The organism is Streptomyces sp. NBC_01717 (assembly GCF_036248255.1).
In the GTDB taxonomy this organism is placed as follows: Bacteria; Actinomycetota; Actinomycetes; order Streptomycetales; family Streptomycetaceae; genus Streptomyces.
The window spans coordinates 5,841,270-5,864,115 of sequence record NZ_CP109178.1; the positions used below are offsets into that span (position 1 = coordinate 5,841,270).

General features: G+C 68.7%; 24 protein-coding genes, 1 tRNA gene and 1 riboswitch. Of the genes, 15 read left to right on the forward strand and 10 right to left on the reverse strand.

Translation table 11 applies throughout. The features are described from left to right. Positions 1-254: 254 nt before the first annotated feature. A complete protein-coding gene (locus OHB49_RS26420) occupies positions 255-1,565 on the reverse strand; it encodes a PTS transporter subunit EIIC (protein ID WP_329163501.1) in 1,311 nt (436 codons plus the stop codon). 192 nt (positions 1,566-1,757) lie between these two features. Here OHB49_RS26420 and OHB49_RS26425 point away from each other — a divergent pair, with 192 nt between their 5' ends. The 4 genes from OHB49_RS26425 (at position 1,758) to rdgB (ending at position 3,987) form a co-directional block, all read left to right on the forward strand. Continuing rightward, entirely contained in the window at positions 1,758-2,021 is a 264-nt protein-coding gene (locus OHB49_RS26425) for a glucose PTS transporter subunit EIIB (protein ID WP_078878901.1), read from the forward strand. 89 nt (positions 2,022-2,110) lie between these two features. Next, complete coding sequence (rph, locus tag OHB49_RS26430) at positions 2,111-2,848, forward strand: ribonuclease PH (RefSeq protein WP_030923110.1); 738 nt, start codon at positions 2,111-2,113, stop codon at positions 2,846-2,848. Positions 2,849-2,951: 103 nt separating this feature from the next. After that, a complete protein-coding gene (locus OHB49_RS26435; protein ID WP_030971050.1) occupies positions 2,952-3,350 on the forward strand; it encodes a hypothetical protein in 399 nt (132 codons plus the stop codon). 34 nt (positions 3,351-3,384) lie between these two features. Further along, positions 3,385-3,987 (forward strand): RdgB/HAM1 family non-canonical purine NTP pyrophosphatase, encoded by a 603-nt coding sequence (rdgB, locus tag OHB49_RS26440; RefSeq protein WP_030971048.1) that lies wholly within the window; start codon positions 3,385-3,387, stop codon positions 3,985-3,987. Positions 3,988-4,053: 66 nt separating this feature from the next. Here rdgB and OHB49_RS26445 read toward each other — a convergent pair. The 4 genes from OHB49_RS26445 to bcp form a co-directional block, all read right to left on the reverse strand. After that, positions 4,054-4,137, reverse strand: a tRNA-Leu gene (locus OHB49_RS26445). Between the two features lie 52 nt (positions 4,138-4,189). Beyond that, positions 4,190-5,221 carry an HNH endonuclease signature motif containing protein gene (locus OHB49_RS26450; protein ID WP_329163507.1) on the reverse strand — a complete coding sequence of 344 codons (1,032 nt, stop codon included), beginning with the start codon at positions 5,219-5,221 and terminating at the stop codon, positions 4,190-4,192. A gap of 163 nt (positions 5,222-5,384) precedes the next feature. Continuing rightward, positions 5,385-6,881, reverse strand: coding sequence for a glycine betaine/L-proline transporter ProP (proP, locus tag OHB49_RS26455; protein WP_030971045.1), 1,497 nt, complete (start codon positions 6,879-6,881; stop codon positions 5,385-5,387). 112 nt (positions 6,882-6,993) lie between these two features. After that, on the reverse strand, positions 6,994-7,461 hold the full coding sequence (gene bcp, locus OHB49_RS26460) for a thioredoxin-dependent thiol peroxidase (RefSeq protein WP_030971043.1): 468 nt from the start codon (positions 7,459-7,461) through the stop codon (positions 6,994-6,996). 127 nt (positions 7,462-7,588) lie between these two features. Between bcp and OHB49_RS26465 the strand changes: the two genes are divergently transcribed. The 3 genes from OHB49_RS26465 (at position 7,589) to OHB49_RS26475 (ending at position 8,786) form a co-directional block, all read left to right on the forward strand. Then, positions 7,589-7,909 (forward strand): DUF3618 domain-containing protein, encoded by a 321-nt coding sequence (locus OHB49_RS26465; protein WP_030971040.1) that lies wholly within the window; start codon positions 7,589-7,591, stop codon positions 7,907-7,909. A 55-nt stretch (positions 7,910-7,964) separates the two neighbouring features. Beyond that, on the forward strand, positions 7,965-8,303 hold the full coding sequence (locus OHB49_RS26470) for a GroES family chaperonin (RefSeq protein WP_030923137.1): 339 nt from the start codon (positions 7,965-7,967) through the stop codon (positions 8,301-8,303). A 57-nt stretch (positions 8,304-8,360) separates the two neighbouring features. Continuing rightward, positions 8,361-8,428, forward strand: a riboswitch (guanidine-III (ykkC-III) riboswitch). 37 nt (positions 8,429-8,465) lie between these two features. Next, entirely contained in the window at positions 8,466-8,786 is a 321-nt protein-coding gene (locus tag OHB49_RS26475; protein ID WP_030971037.1) for a DMT family transporter, read from the forward strand. Between the two features lie 18 nt (positions 8,787-8,804). Here OHB49_RS26475 and OHB49_RS26480 read toward each other — a convergent pair whose 3' ends face one another. Continuing rightward, on the reverse strand, positions 8,805-11,165 hold the full coding sequence (locus OHB49_RS26480) for a transglycosylase domain-containing protein (protein WP_329163513.1): 2,361 nt from the start codon (positions 11,163-11,165) through the stop codon (positions 8,805-8,807). Between the two features lie 190 nt (positions 11,166-11,355). Between OHB49_RS26480 and OHB49_RS26485 the strand changes: the two genes are divergently transcribed. From OHB49_RS26485 to OHB49_RS26500, 4 genes are all read left to right on the forward strand, one after another. Then, positions 11,356-12,156, forward strand: a complete 801-nt coding sequence (locus OHB49_RS26485; RefSeq protein WP_329166631.1) for an ABC transporter permease — start codon at positions 11,356-11,358, stop codon at positions 12,154-12,156. A 55-nt stretch (positions 12,157-12,211) separates the two neighbouring features. Further along, positions 12,212-13,039 carry an ABC transporter permease gene (locus tag OHB49_RS26490; RefSeq protein WP_052189508.1) on the forward strand — a complete coding sequence of 276 codons (828 nt, stop codon included), beginning with the start codon at positions 12,212-12,214 and terminating at the stop codon, positions 13,037-13,039. Positions 13,040-13,065: 26 nt separating this feature from the next. Next, positions 13,066-14,064 (forward strand): ABC transporter ATP-binding protein, encoded by a 999-nt coding sequence (locus OHB49_RS26495; protein WP_030971028.1) that lies wholly within the window; start codon positions 13,066-13,068, stop codon positions 14,062-14,064. 92 nt (positions 14,065-14,156) lie between these two features. After that, entirely contained in the window at positions 14,157-14,816 is a 660-nt protein-coding gene (locus OHB49_RS26500) for a DUF1707 SHOCT-like domain-containing protein (protein ID WP_329166633.1), read from the forward strand. Positions 14,817-14,897: 81 nt separating this feature from the next. Here the strand turns inward: OHB49_RS26500 and OHB49_RS26505 are convergent, their stop codons facing one another. After that, positions 14,898-16,151 (reverse strand): SGNH/GDSL hydrolase family protein, encoded by a 1,254-nt coding sequence (locus OHB49_RS26505; protein WP_329163516.1) that lies wholly within the window; start codon positions 16,149-16,151, stop codon positions 14,898-14,900. A gap of 153 nt (positions 16,152-16,304) precedes the next feature. On the opposite strand from OHB49_RS26505, the gene OHB49_RS26510 reads away from it, so the two are divergent. Then, positions 16,305-17,699 carry a DUF445 domain-containing protein gene (locus OHB49_RS26510; protein ID WP_443079564.1) on the forward strand — a complete coding sequence of 465 codons (1,395 nt, stop codon included), beginning with the start codon at positions 16,305-16,307 and terminating at the stop codon, positions 17,697-17,699. 139 nt (positions 17,700-17,838) lie between these two features. Here the strand turns inward: OHB49_RS26510 and OHB49_RS26515 are convergent, their stop codons facing one another. Further along, on the reverse strand, positions 17,839-18,141 hold the full coding sequence (locus OHB49_RS26515) for a hypothetical protein (protein WP_030971020.1): 303 nt from the start codon (positions 18,139-18,141) through the stop codon (positions 17,839-17,841). A 196-nt stretch (positions 18,142-18,337) separates the two neighbouring features. Between OHB49_RS26515 and OHB49_RS26520 the strand changes: the two genes are divergently transcribed. From OHB49_RS26520 to OHB49_RS26530, 3 genes are all read left to right on the forward strand, one after another. Next, positions 18,338-19,840, forward strand: a complete 1,503-nt coding sequence (locus tag OHB49_RS26520; RefSeq protein ID WP_329163518.1) for an MFS transporter — start codon at positions 18,338-18,340, stop codon at positions 19,838-19,840. Further along, positions 19,837-20,427, forward strand: a complete 591-nt coding sequence (locus OHB49_RS26525) for a TetR/AcrR family transcriptional regulator (RefSeq protein ID WP_329163520.1) — start codon at positions 19,837-19,839, stop codon at positions 20,425-20,427. The genes OHB49_RS26520 and OHB49_RS26525 overlap by 4 nt, the downstream gene beginning before the upstream one ends. A gap of 64 nt (positions 20,428-20,491) precedes the next feature. Further along, positions 20,492-21,061, forward strand: a complete 570-nt coding sequence (locus tag OHB49_RS26530; RefSeq protein WP_329163521.1) for a hypothetical protein — start codon at positions 20,492-20,494, stop codon at positions 21,059-21,061. Between the two features lie 14 nt (positions 21,062-21,075). On the opposite strand, the gene OHB49_RS26535 is transcribed toward OHB49_RS26530, so the two are convergent. Together OHB49_RS26535 and OHB49_RS26540 are read right to left on the reverse strand one after the other, a co-directional pair. Beyond that, entirely contained in the window at positions 21,076-21,807 is a 732-nt protein-coding gene (locus OHB49_RS26535; RefSeq protein ID WP_329163522.1) for an SDR family oxidoreductase, read from the reverse strand. 248 nt (positions 21,808-22,055) lie between these two features. Continuing rightward, positions 22,056-22,493 (reverse strand): cupin domain-containing protein, encoded by a 438-nt coding sequence (locus OHB49_RS26540; RefSeq protein WP_329163523.1) that lies wholly within the window; start codon positions 22,491-22,493, stop codon positions 22,056-22,058. Positions 22,494-22,846: the final 353 nt, after the last annotated feature.

Below are 22,846 nucleotides of genomic sequence, written 5' to 3' on the forward strand. Positions count from 1 at the left end.
CAGTAGGCAAGGCGCCGCCAGGTACCAGGGATTTGTTTTTGGGGGGCGACGACTCCAGGAACGTGACGGGCGTCACGTGGTCTAAACCACTCAGTGGTGTAGACCAGTTTTAGCACGGTGTGGGTTGTATAAGGAACCTGCAAATGTCGACTACTTCGCAGTAGCTCATCGATACGTTCAGTGACATGACGAAGGCCCCCGGACCGTGAGGTCCGAGGGCCTTTGCCGACCGGGGGCGGAGCCCGGGCGGTGACCTACTTGACGAGGTCTTTCTCGATCTCTGTCTCCAGTTCGTCGGGCTCCCGCCCAGGGGTCTGGAGGTTGAACCTGGTGATCGCGAACCGGAACAGCACGTAATACACCACTGCGAAGCAGAGACCGATCGGAATGATCAGCCACGGTTTCGTCGCCAGACTCCAGTTGATGACGTAGTCGATCAGGCCCGCCGAGAAGCTGAAGCCGTCCTTCACGCCCAGCCCCCAGCTCACCGCCATCGACACACCGGTGAGCACCGCGTGGATCGCATACAGAAGCGGGGCGACGAAGAGGAACGAGTACTCGATCGGCTCGGTGATACCCGTCACGAAAGACGTCAGGGCGACCGAGAGCATCATGCCGCCGACCGCCTTCCGGCGATGCGGCTTGGCGCAGTGGTAGATCGCCAGGGCCGCCGCCGGAAGCGCGAACATCATGATCGGGAAGAACCCCGTGGTGAACTGCCCGGCCGTCGGGTCGCCCTGCAGGAACCGGTTGATGTCACCGTGCACCACCGTCCCGTCCGGCTTGGTGAAGTCGCCGAACTGGAACCAGACGAAGGTGTTCAGGAACTGGTGCAGGCCGATGACCAGCAGCGCGCGGTTGGCCACGCCGAAGATCCCGGAGCCCAGCCAGTTCAGATCGGTCAGCCACTTGGAGAAGCTGATCAGACCGTCACCGATCGGCTCCCACAGCCAGGCGCACAGAGCCGCGAAGAGCAGCCCGACGAACGCCATGATGATCGGCACGAGCCGGCGGCCGTTGAAGAAGCCCAGCCAGTCGACCAGCTTTACGCGGTGGTACCGCTGCCAGAACCACGCGGACAGCAGGCCCATCACGATGCCCCCGAACACTCCGGGATTCTGGTACTCGGCGGCCGTCACCGTGGCATCGCCGGTGACACAGGTGCCGAACCACGTGCCGCCGGCGGTGAACGTGGAGCCCGGGGCGCAGTCCACCGGGAAGGCGTGCAGCACCGCGTAATAGACGAGGAAGCCGGTCACCGCGGCGAGCGCCGTCGAGCCGTCCGACTTCTTCGCCATCCCGATGGCGACACCGACGCAGAACAGCAGCGGCAGACCCAGCCCGGAGTCGAGCAGCGCACCACCGGCCGCGGCGAAGACCTTGGCGATGTTGTTCCAGCCGAGCCCCTTGTTCCCGAACACGTCCTCCTGGCCGAGCCGGTTGAGGATACCCGCGGCCGGGAGCACCGCGATCGGGAGCTGGAGGCTGCGTCCCATCTTCTGGAGACCTTGGAACAGACCGTTCCACCACTGTTTCCGTGGCACGGCGGCGCTGTCTGAGCTCATCGTCGTCCTCCCGGAACAGGCCACGTTTGGCGGTCGACGCAAACTGGTGTAGACCAGTTGCGTCACGGTGCGGAGCCCGCCCGGAAGGCAGGGCGCCGGTGATCGTCATCTTTGGTGATGGTTCGACAGCTCGCTCGCGAAGTTGGGCCAACCGTGCGTTACCGTGACGAAACGGACCCATGGTGGGCCGGCATGCGGACGCGAACAATCAGGGAGAACGACATGGCCAGCAAGGCTGAGAAGATCGTCGCCGGGCTCGGCGGTATCGACAACATCGAAGAGGTCGAAGGCTGCATCACCCGCCTCCGCACCGAAGTCATCGACCCGAGCAAGGTAGACGAAGCCGCGCTCAAGGCCGCCGGCGCCCACGGCGTCGTCAAGATGGGCACCGCGATCCAGGTCGTCATCGGCACCGACGCCGACCCCATCGCCGCCGACATCGAAGACATGATGTGACCACCCGCTGAGCCCGCCCGGCTCCACACCCCACAGGCCCCGCTCCCGCCCGGACCGGGGCCTGCGGCGCAGCCGATAGGCTCGACGCCATGTCTCGTATCGACGGCCGCACCTCCGAACAGCTCCGCCCCGTCACCATCGAACGCGGATGGAGCAAGCACGCCGAAGGCTCAGTCCTCATCTCCTTCGGCGACACCAAGGTCTTCTGCACCGCCTCCGTCACCGAAGGCGTACCGCGCTGGCGCAAGGGCAGCGGCGAAGGCTGGGTCACCGCCGAATACTCCATGCTGCCCCGCTCCACCAACACCCGCGGTGACCGCGAATCCGTACGCGGCAAGATCGGCGGCCGCACCCACGAGATCAGCCGCCTCATCGGCCGCTCCCTGCGCGCCGTGATCGACTACAAGGCCCTCGGCGAGAACACCATCGTCCTCGACTGCGACGTCCTCCAGGCAGACGGCGGCACCCGCACCGCCGCCATCACCGGCGCATACGTCGCCCTCGCCGACGCCATCACCTGGGCCCAGGGCAAGAAACTCATCAGGCACGGCCGCAAGCCGCTCACCGGCACCGTCTCCGCCGTCAGCGTCGGCATCGTCGACGGCACCCCGCTCCTCGACCTCTGCTACGAGGAGGACGTCCGCGCCGAGACCGACATGAACGTCGTCTGCACCGGCGACGGCCGCTTCGTCGAAGTCCAGGGCACCGCCGAGGCCGAGCCGTTCGACCGGAAGGAACTGAACGCGCTCCTCGACCTCGCCACCGCGGGCTGCGTCGACCTGACCGCCTACCAGCACGTGGCACTCGCCCGCACCCTCGGCGAGTAAAGAAGCAACCAAATACGCACCACAGAGCGTCGTGACGAGTACGGGCGCACGGGTCGAACCGTGCGCCCTTCCGCGTATCCACATCCGGGGAGGAACCCGCACCATGGCCAAGGCCACCCGCCACCGCCGCACCACCGTCGCGCTGACCCTGACCGCCCTCACCATCGCTCTCACCGCAACAACCGGCTGCGGCGCCGTCGACAAGGCGCTCGACTGCGTCCGCACCGCCGACGCCATCGCCACCAGCGTCAACAACCTCCAACAGGCCGTCTCCAACGCCTCGAACGACCCCACCCAGGCGGCCGAAGCACTCGACGAGATCGACAAGGAACTCGGCAACCTCGGCGACACGACCGACAACGCCGACCTCTCCAAGGCCGTCGACGACCTCCAGACCGGCGTCAAGAACGTCCGCACCTCCATAGACAACGGCGACGCCACCCCCGACATCACCCCGGTCACCGACGCCGCCAAGGAGATAGGCAACGTCTGCACCTCGTAGCACCGGGCCCGGCCCGCCCCGCGATAATCGGCACATGACCCGCCTGATCCTCGCCACCCGCAACGCCGGGAAAGTCAACGAACTCCACGCGATCCTCGCCGACGCCGGCCTCACCTACGAACTCGTCGGCGCGGACGCGTACCCCGACATTCCCGACGTCAAGGAAACCGGCGTCACCTTCGCCGAGAACGCCCTCCTCAAGGCCCACGCCCTCGCACAGGCCACCGGCCACCCCGCGATCGCCGACGACTCCGGCCTCTGCGTCGACGTACTCGGCGGCGCCCCCGGCATTTTCTCGGCCCGCTGGTCCGGCACCCACGGCAACGACCGCGCCAACCTGGACCTGCTCCTGGCCCAGCTCTCCGACATCGACGACACCCACCGCGCCGCCCACTTCGCCTGCGCGGCAGCCCTCGCCCTGCCGGACGGCACGGAACACGTGGTCGAAGGCCACCTCCTCGGCACCCTGCGCCACACCCCGTCCGGCACGAACGGCTTCGGCTACGACCCGATCCTCCAGCCGGAGGGCATGACCGTGACCTGCGCGGAGCTGACCCCGGCGGAGAAGAACGCGATCAGCCACCGGGGGAAGGCGTTCCGGGCGCTGGTGCCGGTGGTGCGGGAGCTGGTGGGGTGACGGTGGCAGTACGTTGAAGGCCCGGCACGCAATTCCTGCGAGCCGGGCCTTCGATTCCATCGTCAGTGCGGCCGGTGGGATTCGAACCCACACAGGATTTCTCCCAGATGCCCCTAAAACACCCGCCGATACCAGTTTGGCTACGGCCGCGTATCCGGATCCATCCTAGCGGGCCGGTGCCTCTCGTGGCACAGCGAGGCCGCTACGTGGAGATGTGCGGTTTGCTCTTCCGGTTGCGGCACCATGTGTCGGTGAGGGCATGGCAGTTAGGGCACAGGTAGCGGAGATTTCCGGCCCGGTTGTCGAGCCAGTCGCCGCTGATATGGTCGATCTGAAGCGTGATCGGCTGACCCTGCCATTCGCCCGGATTGCCGCAGGCAGCGCATCGGTACGGGATACCGACCTCTTGCAGCGCGCGGTGCAGCCTTGTTCGGTTTGCACGCGATGACCCCTGCGGCATGACCACAAGTGTTGTCGATGCGATGGACTTCGACTCACCCGCCCGGGTCGAGCCCGAGGCCCAGGGCCGACGCCTGAAGTGGCAGGTGTCCAGCTCGAGTTGGGTCACCTTGCGTCTTATGCGCCGATGGTTCGTATCGTTCACCTCAAGGCCGAGTGCGCGCATGACATCTGCGTAGCTGGCGGCCTTCGGGATAGCGGCACGCAAGGCGTCCTCCGGGATGGCCAGGCGAGCGTTGCGGAAGTGCGAAGTGTCAATTCCGTTCCTGCGGAGCATCCCTGCAACGGCAGCGCGCGATTGGCTGTCGTCGCGCACTCCGAGCTCTCGTGCCACTCCGCGAATGCTCTCGGCCGAGGCGGCAGCCGCCCGTAGCTCCTCCAGGGTGTACAAGTGGCCCAGCTGGGGGCGGCCCATGCCGGGGAAGTGACTGACGTCGATCCCCGCGGCAGCGATGCGACGGCTTATGTGGGACAACGTTCCGGATGCCGGCGTCGCCCCCAGTTTGTTGACGACCTCGCGCAGCGACGATGAGGTTGCGGCAGCGGCTGCTATGGCCTCGTCGGTGTACTTACGCCAGGGACTGCGCTTCTTGAAGTGGCTGGTGTCGAGACCGAACCCGACAACCTTCTTCTGGAGGGCGCGTCGCCGGCCGCCACTCGGCTTGAGGTCGAGGCGACGCATCAGATCCGTCCAGTTGGTTGAGGCGGCCACGGCTTCAGCAAGTACTTCCCGACCCCCCGTTTCGAGCAGCTCACGGGTGTATCGAACCGCCATCGATCCCCTCCGTCCCCGACCGCACGTTCGCGGTCTCGTACAGAGCAACGAACCGTTTATCGGATGGTCACGTCCGAAATGCGGTGAGATGTGGAACGGCCCGCCCCGCTTCAGTCGATGCAGAAGCGATGCGGGCCGATCCCCGGGGGACGGGGTCAGGGGTTCAGAACTTGGGCTCAGGAGTCTGGGCCGCGCACAGCTGCGCCGCCTCCTCCTCCGTCTCCACCGACGGGGGCGAGCCGTCCAGCGGCCGCTGGGCGGTCTCCTTCATGCAGGCCACCGCGATCACGCCGACCAGGGCCGCCGCCATCGCGTAGTACGCCGGCATCAGGTTCGTACCGCTCCAGCTGATCAGTGCGGTGATCACCAGCGGGGTCGTACCACCGAAGAGCGAGGCCGAGAGGTTGTAGCCGACCGACAGGGAGCCGTAGCGGACCTGGGTGGGGAAGAGGGCCGGGAGTGCGGCGGACATCGTGCCGAGCATGCAGACCAGGGAGAGGCCCAGCATCAGCATGCCGATCGTGATGGCCGGGACGCCGTCCTGGCGGATCAGCAGGAAGGAGGGGAGCGAGAGGCAGAGGAAACCCAGCATTCCCGCCATCAGCAGCGGCTTGCGGCCGAAGCGGTCGGAGAGCTTGCCGACCTGGCTGATGATCAGCATCAGGAAGACCATGACGGCGAGCAGGATGAGCAGGCCGTGGGTCTCGCTGTAGCCGAGTTCGTCGGAGAGGTACGTCGGCATGTATGACAGCAGCATGTAGTCGGTGATGTTGTACGCGCCGACGAGGCAGATGCAGAGGATCAGCGTCGGCCAGTACTGCCGGAAGATCTTCGCGAGGTCACCCTTGGCGGTGGTCTCGACGCTGTCGGCGGCCTCGGTGGCCTGAGCGTTGCCGCCTTCCAGTTTCTGGAAGGCCGGGGTCTCGTCGAGGCGCAGTCGGAGGTAGAGGCCGACCAGGCCGAGGGGGCCCGCGACGAGGAACGGGATGCGCCAGCCCCAGGACTCCATGGCGGGGGTGTCGAGGACGGCGGTGAGTGCGGTGACGAGACCGGCCGCGCCGACGTATCCGGCCAGGGTGCCGAATTCGAGGAAGCTGCCGAAGTAGCCGCGGCGCTTGTCGGGGGCGTACTCGGCGATGAAGGTGGATGCGCCGCCGTACTCTCCGCCGGTGGAGAAGCCCTGGACCAGCCGGAAGAAGATCAGCAGGGCGGGTGCCCAGAGGCCGATCGAGGCGTGGGACGGGATGACGCCGATGGCGAAGGTGCCGACCGCCATCATGATCATGGTGAGGGCGAGGACCTTCTTGCGGCCGATCCGGTCGCCCATGGGGCCGAAGAACATTCCGCCGAGCGGGCGTACCAGGAAGGCGACCGCGAAGGTGGCGAACGAGGAGAGCAGCTGGGTGGTGTTGTTCCCGGACGGGAAGAAGACGTGCCCGAGGGTGACGGCCAGGTAGGAGTAGATGCCGAAGTCGAACCACTCCATGGCGTTGCCGAGGGAGGCCGCCTTCACCGCCCGCTTGACTGCCTGGTCGTCGGTGACGGTGATGTCGGACCGGCGCAGCCTGGGGTTCTTCCGCTTCCGGATGGCGCGGAAGAGGGTGGGGTGGCGTTTGACCGCTTCGGGGTCGGCCACCTGCTGAAGGTCGGAGGCCGCCATGGCCGGGTCCTTTCCTCGGTGGATGTTCCAGGAAAGGCTTCTGCGCGGTCATGGCGGTCGCAAACCGATGGCGGGTGAAAGTGCGACGCCCGTCACACGGGCGTGGCGGCGGTCAGATGCCGAGGTCCTTGATGATCTTGGCTACGTGGCCGGTTGCCTTGACGTTGTAGAGGGCGCGTTCGACCTTGCCCTCCTCGTCGACGATGATCGTGGAGCGGATGACGCCTGTCACCGTTTTGCCGTAGAGCTTCTTCTCGCCGAATGCGCCGTAGGCCTGGAGGGTCTCCTTGGACGGGTCGCCGACCAGCGTGACCTTGAGGTTTTCCTTCTCGCGGAACTTGGCGAGCTTCTCCGGCTTGTCGGGGGAGACGCCGATGACGTCGTATCCGGCGCCGGTCAGGAGCTCCAGGTTGTCCGTGAAGTCGCATGCCTGCTTGGTGCAGCCGGGGGTGAGGGCGGCCGGGTAGAAGTAGACGATGACTTTGCGGCCCTTGTGGTCGGCGAGCGAGATGTCGTTGCCGTCGGCGTCGGGGAGGGTGAAGGCCGGGGCGGTGTCGCCGGGCTGGAGTCGCTCGCTCATGGTTCTCCTCAAGGGCGTGTGGGGTGTACGGGACCGAGCGTAATAGGGGTGCCGCCGGGTGTGCGGGCGGCCGAGCTGACAGACTGTCGATGAAGGTTTACCGGACGACGACCACGGAGGCGGCGCAGTGTCGGATGCCAGGACCCCTGCGCAGATCGAGGCGGACATCATCAGCAGGCGTGAGCAGCTTGCGGTGGTGCTCGATGAGATCGGGGTGCGGGTGCACCCGAAGACGATCATGGGCGATGCGAAGGCCAAGGCTGTCGAGGCCGCGGACCGGACGGCCGGGCGGGCGTTTGTCGCGGTGAATCGGACGGTGTCCGATGTGAAGGCGCAGTTTGTGTCGGAGGATGGCGCGCCGCGTCTGGAGCGGGTGATTCCGGTGGCGTTGCTGGCAGCGGGTGTGCTTGGACTGGTCGTGGTGTCGGCGCGGCGGAAGAAGCGCTGAGAAGGCTGACCCCCGGGGGCGTGTGGCGCGGCTGCGGACAGGTAGGTTTCGGGTCGTGAGCGAGAACACCGACGACAAGCTGCCCATTCGCATGCTGCATGACCGCGTGCTGGTCCGGTCCGATACGCCCGAGGGTGAGCGGCGTTCGGGCGGCGGCATCCTGATTCCGGCGACGGCTGCGGTCGGTCGTCGACTGGCCTGGGCTGTGGTGGTCGCGGTCGGCCAGAACGTGCGGACGGTGGAGCCGGGCGACCGGGTGCTGTACGACCCCGAGGACCGTGCGGAGGTCGAGGTGCGCGGTGTGGCGTATGTGCTGATGCGGGAGCGGGATCTGCACGCGGTGGCCGCGGACCGGTTCGAGGGTTCGGTGGATTCGACCGGGTTGTATCTGTAGCTCTCCCGATGTGCCTGACGTAAGGCCTGGTGACAGCCGTCACCAGGCCTTTTGCGTGTTTTTTGCTATGTTGGTGGGACCCCGACGAGACGCGCCGTACCGGGCTTTTGCAAAGACGACGCACCCGTGATGTCCGTGTGTCTGTGTGTCGGAGGTGCCGTCGTGGCGTGGGTTCTGCTTGCTGTGGCCGGTCTGCTGGAAGTGGGCTGGTCGATCGGGATGAAGTACACCGACGGGTTCACCCGGCTGTGGCCGAGTGTGTTCACCGGATTCGGGATCGTGGCCAGCATGGTGCTGTTGTCGCAGGCGGCGAAGTCGCTGCCGATCGGTACGGCGTACGGCGTGTGGGTCGGTATCGGTGCGGCGGGGGCGGCGGTGCTGGGCATGGTGGTGCTGCACGAGCCGGTGACCGCGGCCCGGGTCTTCTTCGTGTGTCTGTTGCTGGTGGCCGTGGTGGGGTTGAAGGCGACCTCGGGGCACTGAGTCGTCGGCCGGCCGGATTCACTGGCGGCTCGGGGCCGGGAGCGGGGCGGGGACCGGGGTCGAGGCCGGGTCCGGGCGGGTGCCGCCCATGCCGCGCGGGAAGAAGTCGTCGAAGTCGCCGTTGTCCCCTCCGTCGGTGAATCCGCCGTCCGGCGGGCCGGTGGGTGGGCCCGGCGGGGTCGCGGGTTCGCTGTCGGTGGGGAAGTCGGGCGGGAAGGGCGGGCTGCTCGGCGGCGTGGCCGTCGACGGAGCGGACGGGGTGCCGGTGTCGGTCGGGCCGGTGGCTTCGTCGGTCGGCAGGTACGGTTCCTCGGCGCCGCTTTCGAGGGTGAGGTCGAAGTCCTGGACGTTGGTGCCCTGCAGCGCGGCACCGGTGTACTGGGCCCAGGTCTGGGCGGGCGCGCCGCCGCCGTTGACCCGGGACAGGCCGAGCGCTCCGTACAGCGGTTTCTGCACCCCTGTGTCGGGGTCCTGGCCCATGACGGCGATGACGGTCGCGAGGTCGGGGGTGTAGCCGGCGAACCAGGCCGCTTTGTCCTCCTCGGCCGTGCCGGTCTTGCCGGCGGCGGGGCGGCCGGCGCCCTGGGCTGCGGTTCCTGAGCCGTTTTCGACGACGCTCTGCAGGATCGAGGTGGTGGTGTCGGCGGCTTCGCGGCTGACGGCCTGCTCGGTGCTCCGGTCGGGGAGGCTGAGCTCCTCGCCGTCCTTGCTGACCTTGTCGACGAGGGTGTACGCGGTGTGCCTGCCGTGGTTGGCGAGGGTCGCGTACGCCCCTGTCATGTCGAGGACGCTGGCCGTGGCGGTTCCGAGCGCGATGGACGGCGATGCGGTGAGGTCGGGGGTGTCCTTGGGGATGCCGAGGTCGATGGCGGTCTGTTCGACGATGTCGGGGCCGACGTCCTCGGCCATCTGCGCGTAGACGGCGTTGACGGACTTGTCGGTGGCCATACGGACGGGGATGGGCCCGTAGCTGACGTCGTCCTCGTTGGCGGGGGCGTAGCCGGTGGGTCCGTTCGGCCCCTGGACCATGCGCCTGTTGGTGCCGTCGTAGACGGTGTTGGGGGTGATGCGCCGGCCGTCCTGGGTCCGGGAGCTGTTGGCGACCGCGGAGGTGAAGACGAACGGTTTGAAGGTGGAGCCGACCTGGTAGTCGCGGCGGGTCGCGTTGTTGACGTACTGCTTGGTGTAGTCGATGCCGCCGTACATGGCGACGACCCGGCCGTTGGTGGGGTCGATGGAGGCGCCGCCGACGCGGACGTTGCGGTCGGCCGTGCGCTCGTCGCTCGTCTGGGACATGACGTTGTCGTCGACGGCTTCGACGAGGGCGTTCTGTTTCTTCTTCTCCAGCGTGGTGGTGATCCGGTAGCCGCCGGTGGCCAGTGTCTTCTCGTCGATGATCTGGTGGGTGGTGAGGTAGTCCTTGACGGCCTGGACGATGTAGCCGCGCTGTCCGGAGAGGCCGGTCGATCTCTTCACCTTGTCGGGCACGGGGAATTGCATGGTGGCGCGGTCGGCTGCGCTGAGCCAGTTCTCCTTGACCATGCCGTCGAGTACGTAGTGCCAGCGGGCGACGGCCGCGGCTTTGTTCTCGGGGTGGACGACGACGTCGTACGCGCTGGGGGCGTTGAGCAGGGAGGCGAGGTACGCGCCTTCGGCGGTGGTGATGTCGCCGATGTCCTTGCCGTAGTACGCCTGGGCGGCGGCCTGGATGCCGTAGGCGTTGCGGCCGAAGTAGCTGGTGTTGAGGTAGCCCTCGAAGATGTGGTCCTTGCTCACTTCGCGGTTGAGCTTGATCGCGATGAAGAACTCTTTGATCTTGCGGATGACGGTCTGTTCCTGGCCGAGGTAGTAGTTCTTCACGAACTGCTGGGTGATGGTCGAACCGCCTTGTCTGCCCTTGCCGGTGAGGGTGTTCCAGCCGGCCCGGAACATGGCTTTGATGTCGACGGCGCGCTCGGAGTAGAAGTTGCGGTCCTCGGCGGCGAGGACGGCGTGCTGGACGGGGAGGGGGACCTGGGCGAGCTGGACGTTCTGCCGGTTGACGTCGCCGTCGCGGGCGATGACGGTGCCGTCCTTGTAGAGGTAGACGTTGGACTGCGCGGTGGCGGTGGGGTTGGCGGGCGGGATGCCGACGAGCTGGTATCCGGCGATGAAGCCGCCGATGAGGATCAGCGCGATCACCAGGAGCGTGGCGAGTGCGGCCCGCCAGGTGGGGACGGCCCGGCGCCAGCCGGTGCGCCTGGGCCGGACGGCGTTCCCCTTCTTCCCTCCGGGCGCGGCCGCCTGGCCCGCGGGTGCGCCGGTGCCGGCAGAGAGGTCCCTCGGGGTCCAGTTCCCGTCGCCGGGATCCCCGCTCTGCTGCTGTGGCTCGTCGCTCATGTCGGTGAAGACTCCTCGGCCGCGGTCAGTTCCCCCATACTGCACTTTTCTGTGCAATAAGCACCGGATCGACCTCCGGAGGGGGGCCGAAAAGCGGTCGCGGCGGCTGCTGCCGCTGGACTAGGGTCGTGCGCTTTGGTGCCCGGCGCCGTTGGGCGTCCGAGTGCGAACGAGTGCGGGGGCGATTGAGGTGCGGCTGTACGCGGTGGTCGCTGCGGGCGGGTTCCGGCGCTATGCCACCTACCGGATCGCGACGGCGGCGGGGGTGTTCACCAACACCGTCTTCGGTTTCATCCTGGCGTACACCTATATGGCCCTGTGGGACGAGCGGCCGCAGCTCGGCGGTTACGACATGTCCCAGGCGCTCACCTACGTGTGGCTGGGCCAGGCGCTGCTGGCGACGTGCGCCATGATGGGCGGCGGTTTCGAGGACGAGCTGATGGAGCGGATCCGTACCGGCGATGTGGCGATCGATCTCTACCGGCCGATCGATCTTCAAATGTGGTGGCTGGCCGGGGACTTGGGGCGCGCGGCGTATCAGCTGATGGCGCGCGGCATCGTACCGATGGTGCTGGGCGCGCTCGCCTTCCCGCTGGCGCTGCCCAGGTCGCCGGGGATCTGGCTGGCGTTTCTGGTCTCGGTCACGCTCGGTGTGGTGGTCGGTTTCGCGGTGCGCTACCTGGTGGCGCTCTCCGCGTTCTGGCTGATGGACGGGGCGGGCGCGTCGCAGATCGCGTTTCTGGCGGGGTTGTTCTTCTCCGGGATGCTGCTTCCGCTGACGCTGTTCCCGGGGTTGCTGGGCGAGGTGGCGCGGGCACTGCCGTGGTCGGCACTGCTGCAGGTGCCGGCCGATGTGTTCCTCGGCAAGCACACGGGGTGGGGGCTGGTGGAGGCGTTCGCGTTCCAGGGCGGCTGGGCGCTGGCGCTGCTGCTGGCGGGGCGGCTGGTGCAGTCGGTGGCGACGCGGAGGGTGGTGGTCCAGGGTGGCTGAGGTTGCACAGACGGCACAGGCGGCGGAGGCCGGCGGGGGCGTCGAGGCGCCCGAGGTGGTGTTCGCCGAACGGTCGAGGCTGGTCGAGGGGGTCCGTGCGTACGGGCTGATCGCCTCGATGTGGCTGCGCTCGACGATGGCGTACCGGGCCTCGTTCGTCATGACGACGCTCGGGAACTTCGCGGCGACCGGCTTCGACTTCGTCGCGATCATGCTGATGTTCGCGCACGTCGACGAATTGGGCGGCTACACGCTGCCGGAGATCGCCCTGCTGTACGGGGCTTCGGGCACCGCGTTCGGCCTGGCCGATCTGGTGCTGGGGTCGATGGATCGGCTGGGCCGCCGGGTCCGGGACGGCACGCTGGACACGCTGCTGGTGCGCCCGGTGCCGGTGCTCGCCCAGGTGGCGGCGGACCGGTTCGCGCTGCGCAGGCTGGGGCGGATCACGCAGGGGCTGCTGGTGCTCGGGTACGCCCTGGTGACGCTGGACATCGACTGGACACCGCTGCGGGTGGCGATGGTGCCGCTGATGCTGCTGACCGGGGCAGCGATCTTCGGGGCCGTGTTCGTGTGCGGGGCGGCGTTCCAGTTCTTCGCGCAGGACGCCGCCGAGGTGCAGAGTTCCTTCACGTACGGCGGGAACACGCTGCTCCAGTACCCGCCGACGATCTTCGCGAAGGACCTGGTGCGCGGGGTGACGTTCGTCGTGCCGCTGGCCTTCGTGAACTGGCTGCCCGCGCTGTATGTGCTGGGCCGGGACTACCCGCTGGGGCTGCCGGAGTGGGTGTCGTTTCTGCCTCCGGTGGTGGCGGGGGTGTGCTGGGTGCTTGCGGGGACGGCATGGCGGGCGGGCCTGCGCTCGTACCGGAGCACGGGAAGTTGACCGGCGGGAGAACGAGGGCATCGGACATGGGCATGGACACGGATACCGACTTCATCGAGCTCGACGACGTCGAGAAGGTCTTCGACGTGCGCCGCAGGACGGGCTTCCTGCGCAGTGAGCGCCGCGAGGTCCGCGCGGTCGACGGGATCAGCTTCCGCGTGCCGCGCGGCGAGATGGTCGGCTACATCGGCCCGAACGGCGCGGGCAAGTCGACCACCATCAAGATGCTGACCGGCATCCTCACCCCGAGCGGCGGCCGGCTGCGGGTCGCGGGCATCGATCCGTCCAGGGAGCGTACGAGGCTGGCGCACCGGATCGGTGTGGTCTTCGGTCAGCGCACCACGCTCTGGTGGGACCTGCCGCTGCGGGACTCGTACCGGCTGGTGCACCGGATGTACCGGATTCCGGACGCCCGCTACCGGGAGAACCTGGACCGCTGCGTCGAACTCCTGGATCTGGGTGAGCTGTTGGACGTACCGGTGCGGCAGCTGTCGCTCGGGCAGCGGATGCGCGGCGATATCGCGGCGGCGCTGCTGCACGACCCGGAGGTGCTGTACCTGGACGAGCCGACGATCGGCCTCGATGTGGTCTCCAAGGCGAAGGTCCGAGGCTTCCTTCGCGACCTGAACGCCGAGCGGGGTACGACGGTGCTGCTCACCACCCATGACCTGACGGACATCGAGCAGCTCTGCCGACGGGTGATGGTGATCGACCACGGTCGTCTGATGTACGACGGGGCGCTCGCCGGACTGCACGAGATCGGCGCGAGCGAACGCACCCTGGTCGTCGACCTGGAGCGCGAACTCCCGGCGATCCGGCTGGAGTCGGAGCCCTCGGTGCGTACGGTGAAGGTGGAGGGGCCGCGGCAGTGGCTGGCGTTCCCCGCGTCCGGATCGGCGGCCCCGTTGGTGGCGCGGATCGCCGCGGAGTATCCGCTGGTGGACCTGTCGGTTCGGGAGCCGGACATCGAGGCCGTGATCGCGAGGATGTACGCGTCGGCCCCGGCGGCGCGTAGAGAGATGTGAAAGAGCGTCAATTGCCGCTGACGGCAGTCGGATCGATGATGTGGGCGGATGTGTTCAATAGGCTGCGCGGTATGACGAGCGAACATCCGGACATGCGTGCTTCCGATGCCGAACGTGAGCGTGTCGCCGAGGTCCTGCGCGAGGCGGTGGCCGAGGGCCGGCTGCAGATGGAGGAGTTCGAGCAGCGGCTCGACGCGACGTACAAGGCCCGTACGCATGGCGAGCTGGAGCCACTGGTCCGTGACCTTCCGGCGCCGGGCGGGGTGGTGGCACCGGTGGGTCCGGGAAGCTCGCCCGCGCGGACGGGTTCGACGGGGGTCGACTGGGCGGCACGTGTCGGCGGCCCCGCCACCTCGACGGGGGCGTTCGCTTTCTGGGGTGGCTTCAGGCGCAAGGGCACGTGGACGGTTGGCCGGAAGTTCACCGCGTTCGCGATGTGGGGCGGCGGCGAGATCGATCTGCGCGAGGCCCGTTTCGAGGACCGTGAGGTCGTGGTCCGCTGCTTCGCGATCATGGGCGGGATGCAGGTGACGGTCCCGCCGGAGCTGGACGTCGAGGTCGGGGGCATCGGCATCATGGGCGGCTTCGGCGACCGGGCGTCGGGCGAGGGCATCCCCTCGCCGGGCTCGCCGCGGGTGCGGATCACCGGTTTCGCGCTGATGGGCGGGGTCGATGTGGAGCGCAAGCGGACGAAGGCGGAGAAGGAACGGGAGCGTGCCCGGCAGTTGAAGAAGGGCTCGGGGGAGGAGTAGGGGCCGTACGGCGACGGGGGACACGGCGGTGCCCCTGCAGGGCTCACCGGACCCCATCGCTCCGGTCAGCCGGTCAGCCGGTCAGAGCTGGTCGGACGTCGGCCTGCTCTGGTGCAGGGTCCGCAGATCCACCTGCTGTCCCAGCCGCAGATATCCGTTGTCGTTGAGATGCAGATGGTCGCCGCAGTCGAACTCCGGGAGGAGCCTGCTCGGCCGGTACGGGTCGCGTACCACCCGGTCGAAGTCGACGACCTCGTCGAAGATGCCGCCCGCCCGGATCAGCGCGTTGACCTGCATCCGTACGGCGTCCTCGGCAGGCGTCCAGGCGAGGGAACCCTCGAACGGCATCAGCGTGGCCCCGACGACGTGCAGCCCGCGGGCGTGGGCACGCTCCGTCATGGCCCTGAGCGCGTCCGCGATCCGCTGCGGGTCCCGCTCCTTCGGGAACTGCTGCACGTCGTTGATGCCGAGCGCGATGATGACGGTCTTCACATCGGCGACGCCCAGCACATCCCGGTCGAAGCGGGCGATCGCGCGCTGCCCGTACATCTGCCCGTAGCCCTGCCCGTCGCGCAGGATGCGGTTGCCGGCGATGCCCTGGTTGACCACCGCGTACCGGCCGCGAAGCCGGTCGGAGAGGACGTCTGGCCAGCGGCTGTTCGCGTCGAGGGTCGAGCCGGTGCCCGCGGTCAGCGAGTCACCGATGGCGACGATCGCCCCGGCGGCAACCTTGTTGCGGACGTCCACGGCGCTGAGGTAGCGCCACAGGTTGCTGCGCCACGTGCCGTGCTTGTCCGCCACGTACGAGGTCTGGTGGCTGTTCGGGTGGATGGTGACGGGGCCGTCGGCGGTGGGCGTGCGCAGGGTGACGACGAGATCGGCGTCGGGGGCGACGGGGACGACCACCGGGTCGCTGACGATCTGTCCGCCTGCCGGGATCGTGACGGACGGATTGCCGCGGAAGGAGACGGGCCGGGTGTTCACCGTGGCCTGATCGACGAGCAGCGGGTGCGTGCCGAAGAGGTTGGAGAGGGTGATGCGGGCCGCATCGCCGCCGATGCTGGTGTGCACGACGTTACGGATGGTGCGCTGCGTCAGGTCGTCATCGGCGTACGTGTCCGCTACACCGGCCGTCGGGGCCCCGGCCCAGGTGCCGATCCAGACACCGGTGGAGTGGGCCGGCGCGGCAGGCGTACGGGCCACCGACTCCGTGCCGACCTGCTTCGCTCCGCCGCCGGAGAACAGCAGGGATCCGGCGAGCGCCACGATCGCGGCGAGCGCGGCGGTGCCCACCACAAGGGCTGTGAGCAGGGCGGGTCCGTGGCGCCTGGGCATGGGCGGAATGTCTCCTCGTGGTGGTGCGGGCTGATCTCATGATGAAGCAGGGCGCGGGGGAACTCGACATGCGGCCCGGGAGTAGGTCAGGTAGGGACAATGCGTACGGGGCACCGGGGGCGATGCGTACGTGTACGCGGACGGGTGGAGCGGATGGAACGGATCGAGCGGACCGAGTCGGGCGAGCCGGGTGGGGGACCTGCCGAGTCCGCACGGGCACCGGGTGGTGCGGACGGGAGCTCCGGCACGGCAGCCTCCGCTCCCGTGCGCCACGCTCCCCTCGCCTCCTTCGCGTACACGGCCGCCGACGAGGAGAAGCGGCGTGGCGTACGCCGTATGAAGACCACGGCCACCGGCCTCCTTCTGCTTGTCGCGCTCGTGTACGTCCTCGCCACCTGGGCGAAGAACGCGGGTGTGGGCGGCTGGCCGGGCTTCGTTGCCGCGGCCGCCGAGGCGGGAATGGTGGGTGCGCTGGCCGACTGGTTCGCCGTCACGGCGCTGTTCAAACGTCCGCTCGGCCTTCCGATCCCGCACACCGCCATCATCCCTACCAAGAAGGACCAGCTCGGGGCCTCATTGGGTTCCTTCGTCGGGGAGAATTTTCTCTCGGGCGATGTCGTGCGCGGCCGGATACACGCTCTCGGCATCGGCGGTCGGCTCGGCGCCTGGCTGGCGGAGCCGGACCACGCCGACCGAGTGACCGCCGAGCTGGCGACCGCACTGCGCGGTGCGCTGACCGTCCTGCGCGACTCGGACGTGCAGGCCGTGGTCGGTGAGGCGATCACCCGGCGGGCAAACGCGGTGGAGGTCGGACCCGGTCTCGGCAAGATGCTGGAGACGATCGTCGCGGACGGCGGCCACCGCAGGGTCGTGGACCTGCTCTGCGTACGCGCGCACGACTGGCTGGTTCTGCACGGCGACTCGGTGATGGACGCGGTGCAGGGCGGGGCACCGGGCTGGACGCCACGGTTCGTCGACAAGCGGGTGGGGGAGCGGGTCTACAAGGAGCTGCTGCGCTTCGTGACCGAGATGCGGGACATGCCGGAGCATCCGGCGCGCTACGCGATCGACACGTTCCTGACGGACTTCGCGTCCGACCTCCAGACCGACTCGGACACCCGGGCGCGGGTCGAGCGGCTGAAGTCGGAGATCCTGGGGCGCCGCGAGGTCCAGGACGTCATCGCGTCGGCCTGGTCGTCCGTCCGGACGATGATCATGACGGCTGCCGAGGACGAGCAGAGCGAGCTGCGGCTGCGGGCGCGCGCCTCGCTGATGTCGCTGGGGGCGCGGCTGGCGACGGACGGCCGGCTCCAGGCGAAGCTGGAGGGCTGGCTGGAGGACGCGGCGGTGTATGTCGTCACGACGTACCGCACGGAGATCACGTCGCTGATCAGTGACACGGTCGCGAGCTGGGACGCGGACCAGACGTCGAAGAAGATCGAGGCGCACATCGGCCGTGACCTGCAGTTCATCCGAATCAACGGCACGGTGGTGGGTGCGCTGGCGGGACTGCTGATCTATACGGTGTCGCGAGCGTTCGGCGCCTGACGGCGCCCCTTGTGAGAGTTCCGGGTGCGTACCCGGCCTGTCGTACGGGTACGCACCCGGCTTACGCGGGGGAGTGCTCTTGAATACGCGCCGGGGCGCTCTCGCGTTCAGTGTTCCGCGGGCCTCGCGGGAAAAATTCTCAGGCGGCGCGGCGGGTGACCGCCCATGACGCGGCGGCGACCGTGCCCGCCACGGTGAAGACGGCGGGCCAGGCGCCGAGCTTCTTGGCCAGCGGGTGCGATCCGGCGAACGCGGCGACGTACGCCGTGGTCAGAGCGGTGGCCGCGCGGGGTCCGGCCTGCCGGTTCCACTCGTACGCGGCGACGGATCCCGCGGCTGCGAGCGCGACTCCGCCCAGCGGCCGCTTCTTGGTCCAACGCGCGATCGCGTACCCGCCGACCAGTCCGCCCGCCGCCACCGCCGCTGTCGGAACCTTCGCCATAGCCGCCACCTTCGCCTTCTCGCCGGCCGGTTCTTCTCGCTGTCCGGCTCTTGTCGGCTTCCGAGGCTAACGCGGTGGGCGGACCTCAGGTTGCCTGAGGGGGTGCACATGCGTTTACCTTGAAAGTGAACACATGTGCACCCCCCCCTCAGGCTTCCGCCACCGGCACCACTGCCGAGCACCGTACGGAGAATGCATGTCCGCGGACATATCCGCCCTCGACGGGGCAACCGGGCAGACCCGGACCCCGCACCACCCTCGCTTCGCCGTAGGCGTCCTCGCGTTCTGCGGCGTCGTGGTCGCGGTCATGCAGACGATCGTCGTCCCGCTCCTCCCGCACATCCCGGCCCTCACCGGCGCGACTCCCACCGCCGCGAGCTGGCTGGTCACCGTCACTCTCCTCACCGGCGCCGTCTTCACGCCCGTCCTGGGCCGGGTCGGCGACATGTACGGCAAACGGCGGGTGCTCGTCGCATCGCTCGCGGTCCTCGTGATGGGCTCGGTGCTGTGCGCGGTCAGCTCCCACATCGGCGTACTCATCACCGGCCGCGCCCTCCAGGGCGCCGCGCTCGCCGTCGTACCGCTGGGCATCAGCATCCTGCGCGACGAACTCCCGCCCGAGCGGGTCCTCTCCGCGGTCGCCCTGATGAGTTCGACGCTCGGCATCGGTGCGGCCGTCGGTCTGCCGGTCGCGGCGCTCGTCGTCGAGAACTTCGACTGGCACACCATGTTCTGGGTGTCGGGTGCGATCGGCCTCATCGACATCGTGCTGGTGCTCTGCTGCGTACCGGAGTCGCCGCTGCGCACCCGCGGCCGGTTCGACGCCGTCGGAGCGCTGGGTCTGTCCGCGGCCCTGGTCTGCCTGCTGGTCGCGGTGACACAGGGCGCCGACTGGGGCTGGACGTCGACGCGTACGGTCGGCCTGCTCGTCGCGGCCGTGGTGGTGGCGCTGCTCTGGGGCGCGTACGAGCTCCGCGTGCCGACGCCCATGGTCGACCTGCGGGTATCGGCCCGCCCGGCCGTCCTGCTCACCAACCTCGCAGCCCTGCTGATCGGCTTCGCCTTCTACGCGAACTCGCTGGTCACCGCGCAGATGGTGCAGGAACCGAAGGCGACGGGCTACGGGCTCGGCGCCTCGCTCGTCGTCAGCGGGCTCTGCCTGCTGCCGGGCGGTGTGGCGATGGTGGCGCTGTCGCCGGTGTCGGCGCGGATCTCGGCGACGTACGGGCCGAAGGTCAGCCTGGCGCTGGCGTCGGGGATCATCGCCGTCGGCTACGCGGTGCGCTATTTCACCAGCCACAGCCTGTGGCTGATCATCGCCGGTGCGACGGTCGTCGCCTCGGGCACGGCCATCGCGTACTCGGCGCTGCCCGCCCTGGTGATGCGGGGGGTCCCGGTCAGCGAGACGGGTGCGGCCAACGGTCTCAACACGTTGATGAGGTCGATCGGACAGGCCTTCTGCAGTGCGACGGTGGCGGCGGTCCTCGCCAACATCACGTTCCAGGCGGGCGGCCGGACGGCGCCGACGCTCCACGCGTACCAGGTCGTCTTCGTGATCGCGGCGGGCGCGGCGCTGCTGGCGCTGGCGGTCACGCTGCTCCTGCCCGGCAGCCGTACACCTGGGACAGGTACGGTCGGAGAGGACCGCAAGGACCGCAAAGGCGGTGCGCGGACGATCTTGATCGAGGAGGGTGCATGAGCGGCAGCGAGGCCACCGTTCCGGCTCCTTCACCGTCCCCGCCCCCCGCCGACCAGGGCACGGGCCGGGACGCGATCCTGCGTGCGGCGCGACGGGCGTTCACCCAGCGCCCGTACGCCGAGGTGACCATCCGGGGGATCGCCGCGGACGCCGGAGTCAGCCCCTCCCTGGTCGTCAAGCACTTCGGCCGCAAGGAAGAACTCTTCAACACCGTCGCCGACTTCGGCCCGGCCGCCGAGGAACTCTTCGACGCCCCGCTCGACACGCTGGGCCGCTACATGGTGGTGACTCTCGTACGCCGCCGGCGCGAGCTGAAGACGGACCCGCTCCTGCGCGTGGTGTTCTCCCTGGGCAACCAGGACGAACGCTCCCTGCTGCGCGACCGCTTCCACGAGCAGGTCACCGAGGCGCTGATCGCCCGCCTCCCCGGCCGTGAACGCACCCTGCGCGCCGAGCTGATCGCCGGCCACCTTCTCGGCCTCGGCGCCACATTGAGCCTGCACCGCGAGGGCGCGGGTTCACTGGCCACCCCCGAACACCTCGCCGATCTGTACGCGCCGGCGCTCCAGTCCCTGATCACGGGCTGAGGCCGCCAGGCGCGGAGGGCCGACGGTGACGGTATGGTCTGGGCCAATCGACGAGGGGGGCCTCATGTCTGTCCGTACCACCCGCGCCCGTACCCGCATGCGTGCCGCTGCCGGGCTGACCGTGCTGCTGGGCGCGTGCCTGATGGGCTGCAGCAGCGTAGAGACGTCGGACGGGCCCGGGGGCGACGTCCCGTACGTGGCGCCGTCGGCGAATGCGGCGGCCGCTTCCCGGGCGGCGGAGGCACAAGCAGAAGCGGACGCCCAGGCGTCAGCCGATGCGGAGGACGCCGCCCGGATGTCCTCCGAGAAGCCCGCTACCGCGCCCGCGCAGGTCCGTGACGCGTTCGCCACCCTCCAGGCGACCCTGGACGACACCTGCACCCCGGGCACGGGCGACTGCGCCTACGTCCTGGGCCGGGTCCACGACGAACTGACGGGCCTGGAAGCGTCGATGAAGGCGTATCCGAAGGACCCGGGGCACTTCAAGGAGCCCGTGGCCTGGATGACCACCCTGGACAGGACGCTGAAGGGCGACACCTCCACGGAGAACCTGGAGAAGCACCGCTCCGATCTGTTCGGCACGCGCGACCGCATCAACAAGTGGATGCAGGGCCATCCGGAGGACTATCGCTGACGCAACCGCGTCGTTCAGGAGAGCCAGTCGGTGTAGTGGGTGGGGGCGATACGGGCGTCGCCCTTGGCGGTGAGGACGTCGCCCCGGACGGCGGCGAACATGCCGGCGGTGTCGTCGGTGACGACAGTGCGGCCGTCGGGGCGGGCGTTCAGGGTCATCCGGCCCAGTTCGTCGAGGGGGAAGACGTCGGGCCCGGCGACGTTCAGGATGCCGTTCAGAGGGGTGCCGGCAGCGACTTCGGCGACAGCGTCGGAGACATCCTGGGCGGCGATCGGCTGGATCGGCGTAGGAGGCAGGCGGACGGTGTCGCCATCGGTGGTCATGGCCAGGACCGAATCCATGAACTCCATGAACTGAGTGGCGCGAACGATCGAGTAGGGGATCGACCCGGTCTTGAGGATGTTTTCCTGGAGGACCTTGGCCCGGTAGTAGTCGAGGTCCGGCACCTGTTCGATGCCGACGATCGACAGGATGACGACATGGCCCACCCCGCCCTTCCGGCAGGCGGCCAGGAGGTTGTCCATCGAGGTCTGGAAGAACGCCGGGGAGGCGTCGTCGAAGGTCGGGGAGTTCGTCAGGTTGACGACGACATCGACGCCGGCCACCGCCTCCTCCAGGCCCTGGCCGGTGATGATGTCGACACCGGTGGACAGCGAGTGCGGCACGACCTCGTGTCCCGCCGCCTTCAGCTTCTTCACGACCTGCGACCCGATCCGGCCGGTACCGCCCATCACTGCGAACTTCATGGGTCACCTTTCGTCGCGCACCACCGGGCGGCTCTTGGAAGCCCCGATGGCGCACTGGGGAGGGAAAGGGATCTGACAGCGAATCCGAATACAGGACCGGTGCCCGTCTTCGCTCGATGCTCCGGCGAGGGCCGACGATTTCGTCTTCGCCGTGATTGCGATCGCGCGGTGGGTCATCGAGCCGAATGCCGGTCGGTTCGCCGGCGCCCCGGGAAGCAGCTCGCGGTTCGCGGGCCGGATGACCGTGGTCAGGCGGGCCGCGGGGCCCGCCGGTCCTTACGCTGTGCCAGCTCCTCGTCATCGACCAGGGTAAGCATGGGCTGGCCGGGCGCGCACATCATCGTGACAAGGAAACGGCTCGGGGAGTCCGTCCGGTTGTTTCCGTCCTGATAGTGGATTACGTCTCCGCCCGGCTCCCAAAAGGTTTCCCCGGCTTTGATCACACGCTCCGGCTCACCTTCGAGCTCGAAGAGCATCTCCCCCTCCAGCATGTAGCCGAAGGCCGGCCCCGAATGGCGGTGCGGAGGAGTGCCCGGATCTCCTGGCGGGAATTCGATGAGAACGGTCATCGCCTCGGCCCCTTCCGGGATGTGCGGCGGCTTGGCCGTCTGCAGCACGGTCAGCGCGGTCTTCCACGCTTCGGACCGTGGTTTCCGACCTGTGTTCGCGGGCTCGTTGCTCGACATGGTGAAGCCTCCAGTGCCTGGGCTGCACGGCCCAGTTTCGCACCGGCCCCTACGTGTCGCCTGTCGCCCGACGCAGTGCTCGGGCACCGTCCTGGGCCGCGTGTGACGTCGCTTCGGCGGGGCCGGGGCCTCCACAGGGGCCATGGCATGTCGACCAGGACCATCGCGGTGAAAAGTGGCCCGCCTTGAGCCAGGAGCCTGACACCGTCGAGCATCTTGGCGGGCCGGCCTGCTCGGGCGCGGCCGGGCCGGGTGTGAGCACGCCACGGACCAGGGGCTGCCCTCGGCGCGGGTCGGGACGAGCAGGGCCCGCACCGCGGCAGCTCGATGGCGTGGCACGCGTTCACGCGGAA